The sequence below is a fragment of the Taibaiella koreensis genome, assembly GCF_003545715.1.
GTDB classification, from domain to species: domain Bacteria; phylum Bacteroidota; class Bacteroidia; order Chitinophagales; family Chitinophagaceae; genus Taibaiella; species Taibaiella koreensis.
This window is the reverse complement of record NZ_QVNU01000003.1, coordinates 559,276-575,814: the sequence shown is the minus strand read 5'-3', so window position 1 is coordinate 575,814 and position 16,539 is coordinate 559,276. Positions and strand designations below refer to the sequence as shown.

Below are 16,539 nucleotides of genomic sequence, written 5' to 3'. Positions count from 1 at the left end.
TACAAATCAGGGCGCCTTATGGTTTGGGATGTACCAGGATCACATAATTGCTGTTATCAACCCTGTATTTGGTGTCCACTTTGGGATAATAATTGAGAAAATATTTCAGTGGATTGAAATGGGAAGGACTAAAGTTGCTTTCGTCCCGGGTCATTTGCGGGTTGCACTTATTCTTGAGCATTACCGTAGAAAGCCTGGAATAGCTCTCCTGAGCGGCCTGCGGCTCGGTGATAACCGATATCCGGCTGATAATCTCCGCATAGTCAGGGATGTAGGAAGGTCCTGCGAAGATGGTGCAATTGGCAAAAACCTCGTCGGCGTAAGCTTTTGCTTTAACCAGATCCGGAGCAGCAGTGGTCTGGGCATAACTGCCATAGCTGAGCGCAGATAGCAGTACAAACAGCACTTTTTTCATATTAAAAGCTTGATTCTATAGTAAATACAACAATAGCAGCCGCAGGGCTGCGGTTGGTAACAGGACATTCTCATAGACCCTTTCTCAACCCAAAAGGCTGGGTAAGTGTTTAAAAAAATCCTTTGATTCGCAAATATAACCAATCTCGATTAAAAGCCCTACGCGTATTTAACGTTTTGGTAATAGCGCCGTTCAGGGGAGAATATGGCGTTGCGTTAGGCTCCAGGCCTGCGCTTTGTCTGCAAATAGTGCACGGGTATGGCCCCAGGTATCTTTAAAAAAGGCAGAAAAGCGGTAGTGGTCCAACGCGGCTTCATTGGTCCAGTGACTATAGGTAAAAAACACGGTCTCGCTACCGGCCTCCTGCCATAGCTCCAGGTGCCGGCAACCTTCAAAATGCCGGATCTGCTCTTTTCGCTCCTCAAAAAGCGCCAGAAAGGCGGGAACAGCCTCTGGCCGGAAGGTCATTTTTACAATACGGACGATCATAGAAACTCAATCTTTATATTCTGGTAAATCAGCTGGCGTTCGTTATGCAGGCGCAGTCCCAGCAGCGAGGAGGCTTTACCCTGGTTGATCGCGATCTCCATATACCCGGCGCTGTTGAAAAGGCATAGCTTTTCACTTACCGGCACATCGGAATAGTCGTTGCTGATATGGGTAAGAATGTCCCTTATGATCTGGATACGGAACTTTCGACCGCGACGCTGGGCCTCAAACTCATCGCGGGTAAGGTTAATGACCACATTTTCGTAGCGATCGATATGGATCACCTGGCACTCTATTGAATTATCTTTTACCACAGCCTGCAGCCGTGCCGGATGTACTTTGGGCGTCACGGTACTGAGGCCGGCTATATTAAAATCATTTTGTTCCAGCCCTGCAATAAAGTCGGCGGCGAGGGTCAGCCATTCCAGGTAGGAGCCCACGATACGGTCGTGCACATGTACCTTGCCCAGCCGGGCATTGAAGGTAAGCGGCAGCAGCCCGTTGTCGGCGCTGACGATATACTGGTTGTCGATTTCCGTCACGAGGAGCGATGCCGGGTTCCGGTGCATAATATCGAAGAGGGATAAATGCACGGTGCGGGCCGGGAAATTGGCGTAGGCGCTCTTCAGCAGGTAGCTGCACTGCAGCAGGTGAAACGGCTCTACTTCGTGATTGAGATCGATCAGCCGTGCCACCGGTAAACGTTGTAGTAAAACACCTTTCGCTACGCCTACAAAATTATCCTGGTATCCAAAATCTGACAAAAGGGTTATGATCATCTGAAGATAGCAATGAGATGGCAACCGGCGCCGTACCGGCGGCGGTTGCTATCTGGTTAGCATCGGTAAATTATTCTTCTTTCACTTCGTAAAGCTGGTTGCGCGGCACCACCTTTACTTTCGACTTGTCCTGGAGGGTACGGGCCACCACGCCGTAGGGAGCAACAATAACCACATCCCCTTTCTTCAGGCCCGAAGTGACCTGTATAAATTCGTTGTTCTGTATACCGGTCTTCACATCACGCAGGATCACTGTTTTACTGTCTTTATTATAGACAAATAATACCTGGCGTATATCGTTGCTCACATCGGTCATTGATGAGGCATTCTTTTTCTTCAGGGAATCGGGCAAGTCGCGCGTCGTTACCGCATTGATGGGCACAGAAAGGATACCGTTCTCTTTGCGGGTCTGTATCTCCACACCGGCGCTCATTCCTGGCTTGAAAGGGAATTGGCCCTTGCCCAACTCTGTACGCAGGCCAGCGTAAGATTCGGGCAATATAAAGATGTGCACGGTATAATTGGTTACCTGGTCGGTAGAAGAGCTGGTTGCGGCCGTAGTTGTAGCAGAATTCAATTGTACGCTCGACACCGATATCTTGGATACGATGCCTTTAAATTTACGTCCCCTGAAGGCATCCACTTCGATTAAGCTGGTGTCGCCAACGCTCACCTTAGGAATATCCGTTTCGCTCACATCGACGCGAACCTCCATACGGCCCAGGTTGGCAATGGTAAGGATCTGCGTACCGTCCATCTGTGCGGTACCGACCACCCGCTCCCCTTTTTTGACGAGCAGTTGGGAAATGATGCCGGAGGTCGGTGCGGTAATGGTGGTACGGCGAAGATTTTCCTGGGCCTGGGTCAGATTGGCCTGGGCACCCGTCACACCATAGTTACCACCGGCGACATTGGCTTGCGTCGCCTCGTAGTTCGCTTTGGCCGACAAGTAGTCGGCCTCCGCCTGCTCGTATTCCATCCTGCTGATCACCTTGCCGGTAAACAGCTCTTTGTTGCGGTCAAAGTTGGCTTTGGTCCGCTCCATCTGTGCTTTGGCCTGGGCTACCAGCTCCCTGGCGTTGTTCACGCCGGCACGGCTCTGGAACATGGAGGCCTCAGCCTGTGTTACTGCTGAATTGTAGATGATCGGGTTGATCTTGATCAGCAGCTGCCCCTTCACTACAGAGTCGCCTTCCAATACCGGCAGCTCAACGATCTCGCCACTGACATCTGGTTTTATCTTTACTTCCGTTTCCGGGTATATTTTGCCGCTGGCGCTTACCGTTTCGATAATCGTCCTGTCATTGGCGGTATCCACGGCCACGCGGGTACCTTCGCCGCCGCCAAGCGCCCCTGTGCCTTTGAGCACCAACAACAGAATAACGATAAGGATCAGGATGCCGGTAAGCCACCACAGGGTTTTCTTTTTCATAAAGAAAAGAAGGATGAATTGGGTTAAAAGTACTGATTTATATGATTCTGAATATGAATATAGTATGCTTTGCGGTAACGCAGCAGCCTGTTACCGCACCTCGCTGCCGGCCTCAACAGCCTCAACGGGCGCTACAAATACCAGCTTGCCGGTAACATCTTCCGCCATCAGGATCATACCGGCGCTTTCGATGCCTTTCATCTTACGTGGCGCCAGGTTGACCACTACGGTCACCTGCTTCCCGACAATGGCCTCCGGTGCATAATGCTGGGCGATGCCCGATACGATCGTTCTCTTTTCGGTTCCCATATCTACTTCCAGCCGGAGCAATTTGTCGGCCTTCGGCACCTTTTCGGCTGCCAGTATTGTTCCGGCACGCAGCTCGACCTTTGCAAAATCATCGAAGGCGATCAATGGTTTCGGTTCGGCAGCCACGGCCTGCGGCGGAGCAGGCTGGGCGGCTTTCACCGCTGCGCTGCGTGCTTCAAGCTTTTGCTTTTGCTGCTCTACTTCTTCATTCTCGACCTTACGGAATAGTAGTTCCGGCGCGCGCAAGGGATAGCCTGTACGCAGCAGGTCCATTTTACCGGCATGCTCCCAGTCCAGCATTTTATCCACCACTTTCAGCAGGTGGCATATTTTCCGGGCGGTAAAGGGCAGGAAAGGATGGGACAGGATGGCCAGGTTAGCGGTCAGCTGCAGGCATATATGCAGGCAGTTGTCGATCAGCAGCTGGTTCTCAGCCTGCATTTCCGGTGTTTTGGAGAGGTTCCAGGGCGCTACCTCCTGCAGGTATTTGTTCCCTTTGCCAGCCAGCTCGATCACTTCAAATAAAGCATCTCTGAATTTGTATCCTTCGATCAGCTCTTCTACTTTCTTTTTGGAGGCCATGATCTCCCGGATCAGCTCCAGATCGCGCTCCTCCTTTACTTCATCATGGAATGCCGGCACCCGTCCGCCACACAGCTTATGCATCAGCACCATGGCCCGGTTCACAAAATTGCCGAACTTGGCCACCAACTCGCTGTTGTGCCGATCCTGGAAGTCCTTCCAGGTAAAGTCATTGTCTTTGGTCTCGGGAGCATTGGCGCAGAGCACATAGCGCAGCGTATCCTCCATTCCCGGGAAATCTTCCACATACTCATGCACCCACACCGCCCAATCGCGTGATGTGGATACCTTCTCTCCCTCGATATTGAGGAACTCATTGGCCGGCACATTGTCGGGCAGCACAAAGCCGCCATGCGCCTTTAGCATAGCGGGGAAAATGATGCAATGGAATACGATATTGTCTTTTCCTATAAAGTGGACCAGCTTGGTATCGTCCTGCTTCCAGTAGTCATCCCATCCCTGCGGCAGCAGCTCCTTGGTGGCGCTGATATAGCCGATGGGTGCATCAAACCATACATACAGCACCTTGCCTTCGGCATCTTCCAGCGGTACGGGTACACCCCAGTTGCTGTCGCGAGTCATGGCACGGGGCTGGAGGCCACTATCGAGCCAGCTTTTACATTGACCGTATACATTAGGTTTCCACTCGTCTTTTTTTCCCTCTACGATCCATTCTTTAAGAAAGGCCTCATAATGATTGAGGGGAAAATACCAATGCTTGGTAGCCCTTTTTACCGGGACGGCATTGCTCAGCGCGCTCCTTGGATTCTTTAGCTGTTCGGGTGAAAGCGAAGAGCCACACCGTTCGCACTGATCGCCGTAGGCATTCTCATTACCACACACGGGACAGGTACCAATAATATAACGATCGGCCAGGAACATCTTCTTTTCCTCGTCGTAGTATTGCTGTGTTTCCCGCTCCTCGAACAAGCCCTCGTCGTAAAGCTTTTTAAAGAAAGCCTGCGAGGTTTGGGCATGCACTTTAGAAGAGGTACGGGAGTAGATATCGAAGGATATGCCCATTTTGCCGAAGCTCTCGGAGATCAGCGCATGATATTTGTCTACCACATCCTGTGGTGTAACACCTTCTTTCATGGCGCGGATCGTAATGGGCACGCCATGCTCGTCGCTGCCGCAAATAAATTGCACATCGCGACGCTGCGCGCGCTGGTAACGCACATAAATATCTGCCGGCAGGTAACAGCCCGCCAGGTGTCCTATATGAACAGGCCCGTTGGCATAAGGCAATGCCGCCGTGACCAGAATTCTTTTATAATCTTTAGCCATAGTATTTTTACAGTCAGCAAAAATCGGAATTAATTAATTAAAACCGCAACAAGAGGGGGATTATGTATCTTTCTGCCAGAAAGGGTAAGCCTGACAGCTGCTCTACGGGCATTCAGGCAGGTAGTTTTATTTAATCCTGTCCGGATTAGCCTCCAAAAAGGCCGCCCAGCCCTTAGCACGTTTACCGGATGAAGCAGGCTTCTGCCTGCCGGCATCCAAACCGGACCGGCATTCAAAATGATGACAAAGCGCCGCGGCCACGGCGTCGGTCGCATCGAGAAAACCGGGATCTTCCTTAAAGACCAGTTGGTGCTGCAACATTTTCCATACCTGCTCTTTCGAAGCGTTGCCATTGCCGGTGATCACCTGCTTGATCTTACGCGGGGCATATTCGACCGTAGGGCTGCCGTGTGCCATGGCAGCTGCCATAGCTACTCCCTGAGCCCGGCCCAGCTTGAGCATACTTTGCACATTCTTGCCAAAGAAAGGCGCTTCCAGCGCAACCACTTCCGGCCGGTGGATCTGCACCAATGCGCTTACCCTTTCGAAGATGAAATGCAGGCGTTCGGAGTGGTCTTTGTACTTAGACAAGTGCAACACACCCATTTCGACAAGGGAAAGGTTACTTTTGTCGGCGGAAATGATACCGTATCCCATAAGGAGGGTACCCGGGTCAATACCAAGGATGATCGACAAGACAAATGGTTTAGGCCAGAAAGCAATACAATTACGTGAACAAAATTACCAAAAAAAAGTGGCTTAATTACGTGCTCGCCCCTGCCCTGATGCTCCTGTTGCTCTGGCTCATCTACCGGCAGATACAGGCCAAAGGGGATTTCACCGGGCAATGGGCCGACTTTAAACGGCACTGGCAGGAGGGTAGCAAGTTCCTGCTGCTGGCTGTGATGCTATTGGCGCCAGCCAATTGGATGCTTGAGGCTGCCAAGTGGAAAATGCTGCTGCAGAAGATAGAGCCGGTGCCCTTTCGCAAGGCCTTCGCTTCGACACTCACCGGCATTGCCTTTTCGCTGGTCACGCCCAATAAGATCGGCGACTTTGCCGGACGTATCCTTTATCTCGACGACAAGAACAAGCTGCGTGCCGCCATTGCCACACTTATCAGCAACCTGTCGCAAACCCTCATTACTTACGGCTTCGGCATCGCAGGGCTTGTTTATTTTAACTTTACCTATCCAGGCAGCTGGCCACGGATAGCCCTGGGCGCTGCATTGCTTTCCGCTGCTTTGCTGCTGCTGCTGTACCTGCGTATTGACCGCGTTGCGGGCTGGGCCGAGCACCGCCCCTGGCTGCGCAAGGTCATCGTGTCGGTGCGCATTCTGAAAAGGTATTCCCGCAAAGAACTGCTGCAGCTGCTGGCCATCTCCTTTATCCGCTTTTGCGTATACAACCTCCAGTTCCTGCTGCTGGCCAATGTGCTGGGCGCCGGTCTGCCCTGGGGCGCGGGCTTCCTGTTGTCGGGACTTATGTTCTGGCTCATTACGGTGATCCCCTCGTTTTTCCTGGCCGACCTGGGTGTGAGGGGTTATATCGCAGGCTTACTGTTTACCGACACCGGCCTTGCCGCCAACAGTATGGCCGTGCTGGCCGGCAGCTATATGATCTGGCTGCTCAACCTGGTAGTACCGGCCATTATCGGTAGCCTGCTGCTGATCACGATCCGCATCGCGCGCTAACCCTTTCATGTGATTTTATGCGTTTTCGCGGCGCCAATCATATATTTCTTTCAAAAATGCATATTTTTAAACTTCAAACCTGAAAGCTTATGCATATGCGTCTTTATTTGCTGTCTTGCCTGCTCCTGTCTTTATTTTCCTTCACAATGCATGGGCAGCAAGCCGCCGGCGATGTGGTGCTGGGAGAAGGCGCCACCAGGATTACTGCCACTACGGTAAGCCCTGGCCTGCTAAGAATAGAGCTGTATACCGGTAAGGTAACGCTTCGCTACGACGAAGCATCCGGCGCTTATCTCGCCGGCCTTGATAAAGGTGTAAAGTTGCTGAAGCAGGGCGCCCCCGACCTCCAACGGCTTAGCTACGCGATACAAATACCTTCGGGCAAACAAGCGGAGGTGAACCTGCTCCAGTCCGAGACCAAAACATACGAAGGCTATCTGCTGGCGCCTTCCCTCGGCAATATCAGCCGCGACCGCAAGCCCGGTCCAAGGGTACAGGGAGCCGAATACAGCCATAATGAGAACTATCCTGCTTCGACCATGGCGCTGGGCCCCGTTTACCAGGTGCGTGAGCAATATGGCCAGGCGCTGGCTATAGCCCCGCTGCAATACAATCCGGTAACCCGTAAACTTACGGTACATACCCACATGATCATTGAAGTGCGCTTTGCCGAACCGGGACAAAAAAAAAGCGCCGCAAGCGCTGAATGGGAAAGCATCTTCAGGAATCATTTTCTTAATTACGGACAGGAACCGGCCAGTACACAGGAGACCCGCTTTGCCGCTATTCCGGCCAGTGGCCGCATGCTGATTGTTACACCGGACAAGTACCTCGAAACCCTGGCGCCCTTTATCCGCTGGAAAAACATGCTGGGCATCCGTACCCACATATTAAAGACAGATACCTTAACCGGCGGCCCTTCTGCCGCCAACATACAACAGTATATCAAGCGCCAGTACATTCCGTTTAACCTGAGCTATGTGGTGCTCGTGGGCGACAATACCGACATCGCTCCCATGCATGCGGCCAACCTGGCAGGGCCTTCCGACGCCGCTTTCGGCTATGTATCGGGCAATGATCATTATCCCGACCTTATGGTCGGCCGCCTTTCTGCCAATACCAATAATGAGCTTAAAGTACAACTGGACCGTATCCTGGCTTATGAAAAGACACCTGTCCAGAACCAGCCCTGGTACAAATATGCGGCCGGTGTAGCTTCCAACGAAGGGCCGGGCGACAATAATGAATTTGATTGGGAACACATGCGCAATATCCGCAGCAAGCTGATGAATGCAACCGGCGCTTATACGCAGGTAGCCGAACTGTATGATGGCAGCCATGGTGGCGCCGATGCCGCCGGCGACCCCAATGCCGGCAACCTGAAAGATCAGCTGAATGCCGGCACAACGATCGTCAATTATTGCGGTCATGGCTCCTACGATTTCCTGGTGACCTCCGGCTTCAGCGTCGGTGATGTACCACAACTTACCAACGATAATGGCGCCTGGCCGCTGGTATGGGGCGTAGCCTGCGTTTCCGGCGAGTTTGAAAACCAGACCTGCCTCGGCGAACAATTGCTGCGCCAGGCGCATGCCACATCCGGTAAGCCGACCGGCGCTATCGCGGCTTTCTTCAGCACCATCAACCAGTATTGGGATCCGCCCATGCTCGCCCAGGACGCCTATGTCGACCTGCTTACAGATGGAACAGATACCAGGCAAAAACCCATCGGATCGCTCACTACCACCAGCGTAATGGCCATGAACGATGCCTATGCCAGCGGTGGCGAAGATATGACCGATACCTGGGTGCTTTTTGGCGACCCATCGGTGAAGCTGCATACCAAGGCCCCGGCTTCCCTTGTCGTTACCCACCCGGCAACCATTAACCGCAATGCGACCCAGCTTGACCTGAATATCAATGTCGCCGGCGCCAAAGCAGTGCTTTACTATCCCGATAGTATTCTTTCCGTTGCAACCGCTGCGGGTGGCAGCAGCACGCATGCTTTCCAGGCCCTTACTGTACTGGATACAATATGGGTAACCGTTTCGGCCGATGACTATAAACCCTATACCGGCTTTATCAGGGTGATCGATGGCGTAGGCGTTGACGAAACAAAGCAGCAACAGGAATCCGTTTACTTATACCCAAACCCGGCAAGCACTATGCTGAATATTGCACAGCTGAAAGAAGATTGCCATTACTCCTGCTATAGCGCTACCGGGGTCTTGATACGGGAAGGCATCGTAAAACCGGGACATAGTGCCATAAGCCTTTCAGCACTAGCTAACGGCACCTATTTCCTGCGGCTGGCTGGCAAGCAGACAACGGCCAGTCTTCCTTTCCAGGTGATGCGGTAAGCTTCTCGTATCGGAAGAATGTCAGCAAAAAATGACGGCAAGGCAACACTATCGTAGCAACAAGCGCTATACAAAAATGAGTTGCATGTACTGGCAGTTGGCATATCCGTACAATCACCAGCTCAACCGAGCAGTCCCCTGTCCCGGCCTGCATTGATAGCTTCTATCGCATTACCCGCGCCCAGCTTGGCCAGTATGCGCTGCCGGTGTGTATGTACGGTATGAATGCTGATCCCCAGGTGAGCGGCGATCTCCTTGCACAGGCAGCCGTTATGCATCAGCTTCAGGATGGCGTGCTCCCGCCGCGTGAGCTGGGCTTCCGGCGCTGCCGACAGATGAGGGACGACCTCACCGCTCCTCGAATTGACTACCCAGCCTTTCACACCTGAGGCGCCGGCCCTACCGGGCAAAAGATCCAGTATACTCAATGCCAGCCAGGGATTACCCCTACTGTCCAGCTCCAGTAGCTGCCAACGTTCGGTCACCAGTACATAGCCGGCCGTACTGGTCGCCAACCGGTATTCGCTAAGGAGCTTATAGTCCTTCCGGTATTGCTCTTTTATACCATTAAGGAATTTCAGCGTATCGACGCAAAGGCGCATCAAAGCGGGGTAATCATCTGCATGTACCAGCCCGTACAGCTGCCCGCTGCCCGTCGTGCGGCTATGGGGATCCAGGCCTGTTATGTCGCGAAAATTGGCAGAGGCATATACATAAGCCCCCAGCTGAATATCAAAGATCAAAATGCAATAGTTACCAACCTCCGACAGGTAAGCGAGGTAGCCCAGGTGATGATCCAGCCGGCTGTTATCCCGGCTTCCTGCCGTCCATTGCTGTTGTCGTCGCATCAACCGGTATTGCAGATGCAACGCATCCATTTCTTCTTTTTCCATAAGGCACTGTAATGGTAGTTCAGTATTGCTCGCTGCATCGGCCTGGGTTTACTTTGTATTGATAAGATAACGGAACTGCCACTTCCCCTCATTAGCGTTTTGCCAAAACATCTGCTTTTTATCTCTGCTTAAACAATGCCCATGATCTGAATTTTAAAGCATAGCATTTGGTATATAACGTCTAAAAAGGAACAAGATGAGAAAGATAAAAAAAGAGAGCGGGAACAGGGAACAACAGCAATCCTGGTATCCCCTTGGCATTTTTGAGAACCCGGTGCTGGAAAGTGTTTTTCTTTTCTACCTGGGCAGTGCCTGGCAACGCCTGTCCGACATTGGAGAATGCTTCGATACTGCCAGCCGTATCGATGAAAGCAGGGAGGGCAGCTGGGCCGAAGAATGGGTCAAAACCGGCGACCGGCTGAATGCCCTGGGCCATTCCTGCCTTCAAAAGCATCATCGGCTTACCGCCGGTGAGTCGTACCTGAGGGCGGCTACCTATTACCGGGCAGCGCTTCACCACCACCCCGACCCCACTGCCCCAGAAGTAAAGCAACTGACACTTAAAGAGATCAAAAACTTCAAAGATGCCATGCAATACCTGGATATCCCGGTGGAGGCGGTCGAGATCCCTTATGAGCGTACCCACATTCCGGGATACTGGTTCAAATCGCAGGTGAAGGGTCGTAAAAAGAACCCGGTGCTGATTTTCCATTCGGGAAGGGATTCCTGGGCCGAGGATTATTTATGGATCGCGCAGCAGGCCACCCTCCGGGGATACCATTGCCTGCTGTTCGACGGCCCGGGACAGGGCAAGCTGCTACGATTACAAAACCTCCCCTTCCGCTATGATTGGGAAAAGGTAGTAGGCCCTGTGGTGGACTTTGTGATCAAAGACAGGAGCGTGGACAAAGAACGGATCGCCCTTACCGGCTTCAGCATGGGCGGCTTCCTGGCGCCGCGGGCCGCGACGGCCGAGAAACGCATTAAACTATGCATCGCTAATCCCGGTGTGCTCAGCTGGGTAGATGGTGTGTATACCTTCCTCAACCAGTTGAACCCAGAGCTGATGCAGCTCTTTCACGATGGTGCATATGAGCGATTCGACAAGGAAATGGCCGCCTACATGGAGACGAATGCTTTCTTCCGCTGGGGTATCGCCGATACTATGTGGAAGCACGGCGCCCGCACACCCTCGGAGATGATGCAAATGCTCCAGGAGTATACGATAGAGGATAAGGTAAGACAGATTAAATGCCGTATGCTGGTGATTGATGGCATGGGCGAGGAATACTCGGCAGGCCAGGCCAGGAAGCTTTATGATGCGCTTCGTTGTCCCAAGGATTTTATCCTGTTCACCGAGGAGGATACCGGCTTTCTTCATTGTCAGCCGGGTGCTTTATCTATATCCTATACCCGTATCTTCAACTGGCTGGACGATCATTTGTAATGCTGGTATGCTAACTGCAAAAGCCCGTCGCTGCGTGCTCCGGGCTTCTTGCAGTTAGCCTGCTGTTAATCCGGGTGGGCAACTATGATGGCTGCCAGGGCAAAAAAAAGCCGCTCCTGCAGAGAGCGGCAAATTCATTTGATTGAGCAGGGATCAGGCTCCCGCGGCCGAGGGCTTCACCACGGGCATTCCTTTCACTTCTTTCATCTTGCCAAAGCCGCCCAGCACATTACGCAGATTGTGAAAGCCTTCGCGTTTCATGAGCGAACAGGCGATCACGCTACGGTAGCCACCCGCGCAGTGTACGTAGAGATTGGCATCATCATCGATCTGCGCCATATGCAGGGGATTGCCCAGCTCGCTGAGCGGAATATTTTCGGCGCCTTTTACATGCCCGCTTTCAAATTCAGAAGGCTTACGTACATCTATCACCTGAAGCTTGTTGTCGAAAGGGATATCCATCGCCAGTTCTTCGGGCTCTACGTCTATAATAAGGTCGATTGTTTTACCGGCTTGCTGCCAGGCATCAAAGCCGCCGTCGAGGTATCCGGCTATCTTATCGAGACCAACCCGGGCCAGCCGGATCACGGTTTCCTCTTCTTTGCCCGCTTCGGTTACCAGCACCAGTTCCTTATCGAATGGCAGCAGGCTTCCTGCCCATTCGGCAAAGCGTCCGTCGAGACCGATACTGATGGATTCGGGCACAAAGCCTTCTGTAAACAGGGAAGAAGGGCGACTGTCCAGTATCCAGGCGCCGGCTTTTGCTTTCTCTTCAAACGCTTCCACGCTCAGCGCCTGCAGCGCCCCCGCCCTCACTTTATCCAGGCTTTCGTAGCCCTGCGCATTGAGCTGCGCATTGATGGGGAAATAGGCCGGTGGTGTATTGAGCCCCGAGGTTACTTCAGTAACAAAGTCTTCGCGGCTCTGCTCTTTCAGGGCATAGTTCGTTGCTTTTTGCGTAGCTATTGTGCTGAAGGTCTCCTTACCCAGGTTTTTGCCACAGGCCGAACCGGGACCGTGCGCCGGGTATACGATCACATGGTCGGGTAAGGTCCTGATCTTGTTGTTCAGCGAATCGTACAGCATTGAAGCCAGCTGCTCCTTGCTCAGGTTGCCGCTGAACAGGTCGGGGCGGCCTACGTCCCCCACAAATAAGGTATCGCCTGTAAACACACAGTGCTCGCGGCCTTCCTCATCAAACAGCAGGTAGCAGGTACTTTCGAGGGTATGTCCCGGTGTATGCAGTGCTTTCAGCCTGAGGTTGCCCACGCTGAATATTTCACCATCTGTAGCCAAGTGAAATTTGAAAGCAGCATTGGTTTGCGGACCATACACGATCGTTGCCCCGGTGGCCCTGGCCAGATCCAGGTGGCCGCTCACAAAATCGGCATGAAAATGGGTCTCGAAAATATATTTGATCTTCGCGTTGTGCTTTGCTGCGAGGTCGACATAGGCCTCGATATCACGTAAAGGGTCTACCACTGCCGCTTCGCCATCATCGGCGATGAAATAGGCGGCCTCGCTGAGACAATTAGTATATAGTTGTTCTACGATCATAAAATATCGGTTGTAGCGGCAAATAGCTTACCGGCAATCCATAAAGCAAAATTAAGCATATTCGCCGGCAAGGGGGTTAATAAGCGCATAGACAAAGCAAATGAAGTTTAATTGCCACCATGCGCTTCATTTTCCAGCGAAAAGTGCACCTTTTTACCGTCAATGAGTAGGTACGGCGGCTCAAATCCCGGCATATAAGTAGCCCGGATGGTCTTTTGGACCAATGCCGCCCCTTTCCCAAGGTCAATTTGCTTCAGCGCACCGATCTCCTCTCTGAAATGCAGGCTGGTAGACCGGAACCTGGCCAGTTCCGATTGCGGCGTACGCTTGTAATCGCCGTCAAGCAAAGGTTTTAGCGATTCGCGAAATAAAGAAAGGGCGGCACTGAACGTAAGCTCATACAGGTCGTTTACCCAACAATTTTCAGGAACAGAAAACCGTTGCTCAAACAGCACATCACCGTGATCGATGCGGGTATCGATGGCATGGAGGGTTGCGCCAAACTCGGTGGCTTCGTCCATGATGGCAAAGGAAAACTGGTTGCAGCCCCTGTACTCCGGAAGCGGCGCCAGGTGCAGGTTTACAGCAATCCTTTTCGCTTTTTGAATATGAGCAGCCTTAAGTAGCTCATGATGCTGTACAGAATAAATAATATCGCATTCCGGCAGCTCATCCAGCGAAGATAATAGTGGTATATCATACTGTGCCGCCAGGCCGGCCAGGTCGTTGCCAACGGCGCCAAATTCTTTACGCATGCGGGTACGCACTGCCACGATCTCCAGGCCAAGCGCATCTTTCTTTTCCAGCAGATACTGCAGGCATTGATAGCCTATGGGTTTGGAGCCCAGGAACACCATACGGATTGACATGCCGCAAATGTAGGAATTCGCCGCGAGGAACGGAGCGGCATCTCTAGGAGTTTCCAATTAAGAAAATATCATGGTAAAGTCAAAAAGAGCATTGAAAATCCCTATTTTTTAATAGTCAAAATTGTGAGGGTATAACAAAAAGGATGGCGACCTTTGCTCCGCAAAAAACAAAAGATCATTTATTCAAAATCAAAAATTAAAAAAAAGCGATGAGCAACAAAACAGTTTCTGTAGGCAGCCAATTCCCTGAGTTTAAGAAAAAGGCAGTAGTAGCATCTGCATTGAATGCCGATGCACCAGGCAAAGAATTCACAGAGCTTACCAACGCGATCCATACCGAAGGCGGTAATTGGATGGTAATGTTCTGGTGGCCGAAGGATTTCACCTTCGTATGCCCAACCGAAATCGCCGCTTTCAACAACGCATATGGTGAATTTGCAGACAGGGATACTGTATTGATCGGCGCTTCTACCGATTCAGAATTTGTACACCTGGCCTGGAGAAGAGAGAACAACGACCTGCGCGACCTGAAATTCCCCATGCTGGCCGATACTTCCAAGTCACTGGCCGAGGAGCTGGGCATCCTTGAAGCCAATGAAAAGATCGCTTACCGCGCTACTTTTATCGTAGATCCCCAAGGCATTATCCGTTGGGTAAACGTAAACGACCTGAGCGTAGGCCGCAATGTAGAAGAAGTGCTGCGTGTGCTGGATGCCCTCCAAACCGATGAGCTGTGCCCTTGCAACTGGAAAAAAGGTGAAGAAACCCTGACTGCCCAGCTGCAGGAAGCTTAATTTATTTTTTCCGGGATGTGAATACCGTACCCTGTGCGGGATTCACATCTCTTCCTTCACCCGGATACAAGCCGCCGCCCGGCATTTCTTTTGCTTGTATTGTTTACCCATTTAATACTGACCATTATATGAATGAGACCATCCAGAATCTCTATACTGATCTGCATATCCCTGCCGGTCATCAAAGCGCAGGGCTGGAAAAGCTGGCCGCTGCCGATAACCGCTTCTTAAAGGACCTGAAGCTCAATATTGGCGCCGTGCTGAAAAGCCCCAATATGGACAAGAAAGAAGCCGTACTGCTGGCTTTGTCTGTAGCCGTAAATGAAAGATCGGAGGTGCTGATCGCCGCATTGGAAAGCCTGGCCCGCCAGGAAGGCGCTGACGATGCCGCCATTGCAGAAATACATGCCTGTACCGCCTTGATGAATACCAACAATGTCTTCTACCGTTTCCGCCACTACCTCCCGCAAAACCAGTACTATAACAATACGCCGGCAGGCCTGCGTATGAGCATCATGATGAATCCCGTGCTGGGCAAGGGTCTTTTTGAGCTAGTGAGCCTCGTGGTTTCTGCATTGAACGGATGTGAGCTATGCGTTACCTCGCACGAGGCGTCTGTAAAACAGCATGGCGCCAGCGAAGCCCGCATCTACGATGCGATACGGCTGGGTTCTGTATTCAAAAGTCTTGTGGTATTGCTGTAACTACGATCGTTGAGGGGCTAACAGATTTATTGGTCCTGTAGAGAGGTTGCATGCATTTATGTTGCATCTGTAGAGACGTTGCGCGTATTATGTTTTGCCCCTGTAGAGACGTTGCATGCAACGTCTCTACAGGGGCAAATGTTATTGCAACAGCCGTTTATACAATTGTACCGTATTCTGTAGACCATAATACAGCGCATCGCTGATGAGGGCGTGACCTATGGATACCTCGTCGAGATTGGGCAATTGCTGCGCCAGAAATTGCAGGTTGTCCAGGTCAAGGTCGTGTCCGGCATTAAGCCCCAGCCCTACCCTGGCTGCCTCCTGCGCCGCAGCTACATAATCCTTTGCCGCGGCATCCCTGTCCTTGTGGTAATCGCGGGCATAAGCTTCGGTGTACAGCTCCACGCGGTCGGTGCCGCAATCTTTTGCACCGGCGACCATGGCGGCCACGGGGTCAACGAAAATGGATACCCTTATCCCTTTTTCTTTAAACAGGGCTATGGTCTTCTTCAGGTAGCCGGCTTCCTTTATGGTATCCCATCCATGATTGGATGTAAGCTGGTCGCGGCTATCGGGCACCAGGGTTACCTGCGCCGGCAACGTTTCCAATACCAGCTGCACAAAACTCTCTTCTACGGGATTGCCTTCGATATTAAGCTCTGTAGCGATCACCTTTTTCAGTTCCCGTACATCGGCATAGCGTATATGGCGTTCGTCGGGACGGGGGTGCACCGTGATCCCGTCGGCGCCGAAACGTTCGATATCCAGCGCGGCTTTGATCACATCGGGATTATTGCCACCGCGGCTGTTGCGCAGCGTGGCTATCTTGTTTATATTGACTGAAAGTTTTGCAGGCATAGCATTCCTATTTGGAACAAAATTAAGTAAAGCGGAGGACTGCATTTCCTATTGGGCACATAGATAA

At 52.0% G+C, this 16,539-nt stretch carries 15 protein-coding genes; 5 read left to right on the top strand and 10 right to left on the bottom strand.

Annotation, left to right across the window (positions count from 1 at the left end; translation table 11 throughout):
• Nucleotides 1–16 precede the first annotated feature (16 nt).
• From DZK30_RS12460 to ruvC, 6 genes are all read right to left on the bottom strand, one after another.
• A complete protein-coding gene (locus DZK30_RS12460) occupies nt 17–415 on the bottom strand; it encodes a hypothetical protein (protein ID WP_118974455.1) in 399 nt (132 codons plus the stop codon).
• A 192-nt stretch (nt 416–607) separates the two neighbouring features.
• Nucleotides 608–904 (bottom strand): putative quinol monooxygenase, encoded by a 297-nt coding sequence (locus DZK30_RS12455; protein WP_118974454.1) that lies wholly within the window; start codon nt 902–904, stop codon nt 608–610.
• On the bottom strand, nt 901–1,683 hold the full coding sequence (locus DZK30_RS12450) for an SAM hydrolase/SAM-dependent halogenase family protein (RefSeq protein WP_118974453.1): 783 nt from the start codon (nt 1,681–1,683) through the stop codon (nt 901–903). The genes DZK30_RS12455 and DZK30_RS12450 overlap by 4 nt, the downstream gene beginning before the upstream one ends.
• 70 nt (nt 1,684–1,753) lie before the next feature.
• Nucleotides 1,754–3,115, bottom strand: coding sequence for an efflux RND transporter periplasmic adaptor subunit (locus DZK30_RS12445; RefSeq protein WP_118974452.1), 1,362 nt, complete (start codon nt 3,113–3,115; stop codon nt 1,754–1,756).
• 90 nt (nt 3,116–3,205) lie between these two features.
• Nucleotides 3,206–5,293: a methionine--tRNA ligase gene (metG, locus tag DZK30_RS12440; RefSeq protein ID WP_118974451.1), complete on the bottom strand. Its 2,088-nt coding sequence runs from the start codon at nt 5,291–5,293 to the stop codon at nt 3,206–3,208.
• A gap of 126 nt (nt 5,294–5,419) precedes the next feature.
• Entirely contained in the window at nt 5,420–5,989 is a 570-nt protein-coding gene (gene ruvC / locus DZK30_RS12435) for a crossover junction endodeoxyribonuclease RuvC (protein ID WP_240432916.1), read from the bottom strand.
• Nucleotides 5,990–6,024: 35 nt separating this feature from the next.
• On the opposite strand from ruvC, the gene DZK30_RS12430 reads away from it, so the two are divergent.
• Together DZK30_RS12430 and DZK30_RS12425 are read left to right on the top strand one after the other, a co-directional pair.
• Nucleotides 6,025–6,987: a lysylphosphatidylglycerol synthase domain-containing protein gene (locus DZK30_RS12430; RefSeq protein ID WP_118974450.1), complete on the top strand. Its 963-nt coding sequence runs from the start codon at nt 6,025–6,027 to the stop codon at nt 6,985–6,987.
• A 95-nt stretch (nt 6,988–7,082) separates the two neighbouring features.
• Nucleotides 7,083–9,347 (top strand): C25 family cysteine peptidase, encoded by a 2,265-nt coding sequence (locus DZK30_RS12425; protein WP_162903052.1) that lies wholly within the window; start codon nt 7,083–7,085, stop codon nt 9,345–9,347.
• Nucleotides 9,348–9,469: 122 nt separating this feature from the next.
• Here DZK30_RS12425 and DZK30_RS12420 read toward each other — a convergent pair whose 3' ends face one another.
• On the bottom strand, nt 9,470–10,240 hold the full coding sequence (locus tag DZK30_RS12420; RefSeq protein ID WP_118974448.1) for a LuxR C-terminal-related transcriptional regulator: 771 nt from the start codon (nt 10,238–10,240) through the stop codon (nt 9,470–9,472).
• Nucleotides 10,241–10,436: 196 nt separating this feature from the next.
• Between DZK30_RS12420 and DZK30_RS12415 the strand changes: the two genes are divergently transcribed.
• On the top strand, nt 10,437–11,687 hold the full coding sequence (locus tag DZK30_RS12415; RefSeq protein ID WP_118974447.1) for an alpha/beta hydrolase family protein: 1,251 nt from the start codon (nt 10,437–10,439) through the stop codon (nt 11,685–11,687).
• Nucleotides 11,688–11,840: 153 nt separating this feature from the next.
• Here the strand turns inward: DZK30_RS12415 and DZK30_RS12410 are convergent, their stop codons facing one another.
• On the bottom strand, nt 11,841–13,244 hold the full coding sequence (locus tag DZK30_RS12410) for an MBL fold metallo-hydrolase (RefSeq protein WP_118974446.1): 1,404 nt from the start codon (nt 13,242–13,244) through the stop codon (nt 11,841–11,843).
• 107 nt (nt 13,245–13,351) lie between these two features.
• Nucleotides 13,352–14,113: a formyltransferase family protein gene (locus DZK30_RS12405; protein ID WP_118974445.1), complete on the bottom strand. Its 762-nt coding sequence runs from the start codon at nt 14,111–14,113 to the stop codon at nt 13,352–13,354.
• Between the two features lie 209 nt (nt 14,114–14,322).
• Between DZK30_RS12405 and DZK30_RS12400 the strand changes: the two genes are divergently transcribed.
• Complete coding sequence (locus tag DZK30_RS12400; RefSeq protein WP_118974444.1) at nt 14,323–14,907, top strand: peroxiredoxin; 585 nt, start codon at nt 14,323–14,325, stop codon at nt 14,905–14,907.
• 128 nt (nt 14,908–15,035) lie between these two features.
• A complete protein-coding gene (locus DZK30_RS12395; RefSeq protein ID WP_118974443.1) occupies nt 15,036–15,611 on the top strand; it encodes a carboxymuconolactone decarboxylase family protein in 576 nt (191 codons plus the stop codon).
• 141 nt (nt 15,612–15,752) lie between these two features.
• Here the strand turns inward: DZK30_RS12395 and DZK30_RS12390 are convergent, their stop codons facing one another.
• Nucleotides 15,753–16,472: a pyridoxine 5'-phosphate synthase gene (locus DZK30_RS12390; protein ID WP_118974442.1), complete on the bottom strand. Its 720-nt coding sequence runs from the start codon at nt 16,470–16,472 to the stop codon at nt 15,753–15,755.
• Nucleotides 16,473–16,539 lie beyond the last annotated feature (67 nt).

Excerpts from the sequence above, each read along its gene's own strand:
- DZK30_RS12450 (WP_118974453.1), bottom strand. The coding sequence starts at position 1,683 with ATGATCATAACCCTTTTGTCAGATTTTGGATACCAGGATAATTTTGTA.
- DZK30_RS12410 (WP_118974446.1), bottom strand. The coding sequence starts at position 13,244 with ATGATCGTAGAACAACTATATACTAATTGTCTCAGCGAGGCCGCCTAT.
- DZK30_RS12445 (WP_118974452.1), bottom strand. The coding sequence starts at position 3,115 with ATGAAAAAGAAAACCCTGTGGTGGCTTACCGGCATCCTGATCCTTATC.
- DZK30_RS12425 (WP_162903052.1), top strand. The coding sequence starts at position 7,083 with ATGCGTCTTTATTTGCTGTCTTGCCTGCTCCTGTCTTTATTTTCCTTC.
- DZK30_RS12460 (WP_118974455.1), bottom strand. The coding sequence starts at position 415 with ATGAAAAAAGTGCTGTTTGTACTGCTATCTGCGCTCAGCTATGGCAGT.
- DZK30_RS12400 (WP_118974444.1), top strand. The coding sequence starts at position 14,323 with ATGAGCAACAAAACAGTTTCTGTAGGCAGCCAATTCCCTGAGTTTAAG.
- DZK30_RS12395 (WP_118974443.1), top strand. The coding sequence starts at position 15,036 with ATGAATGAGACCATCCAGAATCTCTATACTGATCTGCATATCCCTGCC.
- DZK30_RS12390 (WP_118974442.1), bottom strand. The coding sequence starts at position 16,472 with ATGCCTGCAAAACTTTCAGTCAATATAAACAAGATAGCCACGCTGCGC.
- DZK30_RS12420 (WP_118974448.1), bottom strand. The coding sequence starts at position 10,240 with ATGGAAAAAGAAGAAATGGATGCGTTGCATCTGCAATACCGGTTGATG.
- DZK30_RS12415 (WP_118974447.1), top strand. The coding sequence starts at position 10,437 with ATGAGAAAGATAAAAAAAGAGAGCGGGAACAGGGAACAACAGCAATCC.
- metG (WP_118974451.1), bottom strand. The coding sequence starts at position 5,293 with ATGGCTAAAGATTATAAAAGAATTCTGGTCACGGCGGCATTGCCTTAT.
- DZK30_RS12455 (WP_118974454.1), bottom strand. The coding sequence starts at position 904 with ATGATCGTCCGTATTGTAAAAATGACCTTCCGGCCAGAGGCTGTTCCC.
- DZK30_RS12405 (WP_118974445.1), bottom strand. The coding sequence starts at position 14,113 with ATGTCAATCCGTATGGTGTTCCTGGGCTCCAAACCCATAGGCTATCAA.